The following is a 2,023-nucleotide window of genomic DNA, read 5'->3' as shown; positions in this document are numbered from 1 at the left end:
AAAGCGCTATAGCCGAATCCTCATCGCCCTCAACGTCTTCAACAGTCAATGTTGGTGTATCAGCTACTGGATCTATATAGATAGTGTGGAGCAACGTTTGCTGTACTTCACTTGTTAGTCCCGTGTTCGGATCAGTATCAGTCAACGTAAACTCGATGCTCAACACAAAATCATCACTACTGTGCTCAGGCGGAATGATCTCTAGACCTTGCCATTCAGCAGCGGTCAATATCCATGTACCGTAACCGTCATCATAACCTGCAGAGAGCTGCGCGCCTGAGGGCAAATCGCTGATTGCCACTGCACTAATAGCCTCCGATCCGTCAAGATCATCCAGCTGAACAGACATCTGTAGAGGGATAGCATAGTCTTCAAATAACCTTGTAATGTCTCCCTCAATACTCAAGCTATCCACGACCGCGTTAACCTCAACATCCATCGTCGACAAGGTCTCAGACGTACTCACCTCTCCTGTCTCAGGATCGACATCTGCCACGCTCGCCAACACCGATAAGCTGAAGTCTTCGCTATCATGCAACGGTGGCGTAATCGTTAGACCGACCAACTGATCGACACTTAAGGTCCAGCTATTATCACCGTTATCAACGCCAGCTGATAACGTCGCACCCACTGGCACATCGCTGATTACTATCGATTGCACTGACTCAGAACCATCAAGATCCACCAAGCTAGCCATAATATCGAGTGTAATAGCCGTATCTTCATCACCTGTCGCAGGAGTCATCACCAAGGTTGGCGCATCCGCAACAGCATCAACCTGCACCGTAATTTGGTGGCTACTGATCTCGACACTCTGACTCACTCCCTCAGGGTCAACATCTTCGGTCGTCACTTCAACAGTTAAGGTGATATCCTGACTATCATGGAGACTAGGCGTATAACTTAATCCCGCTAACTCTCCAACCGTTAAATGGTATTTTCCATCCGCATCCATGACGCCAGCAGACAGCAAGGCATCAGCCGGCACACCACTAATCACAATGTCTGTGATGCTTTCCGAACCATCCGCGTCAGGTTGACTAATATCAAGATTTAACGCGATCGCTGTATCTTCATCTCCACGTGCTGATGCCACTACGACAGCCTGTTCTGACACGGGCAACACTTCTACATTAAAACTAATCGTGTCACTCACTTGGCTAACGAGGCCTGACTCAGGATCGACATCATTCACCAATGCCGTCGCACTCAAGATAAAATCATCACTACTATGTGCCGGTGCCTGTATGGTTAGACTCGCTAAATCGTCGATATTCACGATCCAAACACCACTACCCTGATCGGCACCCGTTGAGAGCTGCGCGCCCTCCGGAACACCCTCGAAACGCACCGCAGTAATCGACTCAGAACCATCTAGATCGACAAGATCCGCCGTTATATCCAGGCTAATCGGTTCATCTTCGTTTCCGCTAATGTCGTTCGCTTGTAACGTTGGGACATCCGCCACTGGGATAACTGAAACATGATATTGTGCGGTGCTACTCGCTTCCGTAATCACACCACTATCTGGATCTTCATCCTGATGCGTCACCATGACATCCAACGTAAAGTCAGTACTGTCATGCAACGGAGGCGTTAACGTCAGCGCTGCTAGATCCTCAGCCAATACGGTCACTGTATCATCAGCATTGACCGTACCGTGGCTAAACACTGCGCCGTCTGGCACTTGCGAGAACGTAACGCTAACGATACTTTCAGAACCATCTTGATCGACTAAAAGCGCTTGTATATCAATATTGAATGCAGTGTCTTCATTGATATCAACGTAACTATCAAGCAGTGTCGCCGTATCCACGACCGCGTTAACCTCAACATCCATCGTCGACAAGGTCTCAGACGTACTCACCTCTCCTGTCTCAGGATCGACATCTGCCACGCTCGCCAACACCGATAAGCTGAAGTCTTCGCTATCATGCAACGGTGGCGTAATCGTTAGACCGACCAACTGATCGACACTTAAGGTCCAGCTATTATCACCGTTATCAACGCCAGCTGATAACGT

1 protein-coding gene is annotated in these 2,023 nt (G+C 48.8%); it reads right to left on the bottom strand.

The window, feature by feature from the left end; genetic code table 11:
- The coding region (locus A3739_RS29775; RefSeq protein WP_197472210.1) for a hypothetical protein at nucleotides 1–2,023 on the bottom strand (2,023 nt) is incomplete at both ends.

It is taken from the genome of Oleiphilus sp. HI0067 (assembly GCF_001635735.1).
The sequence above is the reverse complement of the archived record's forward strand: the minus strand, read 5'-3'. Positions and strand labels throughout refer to the sequence as shown.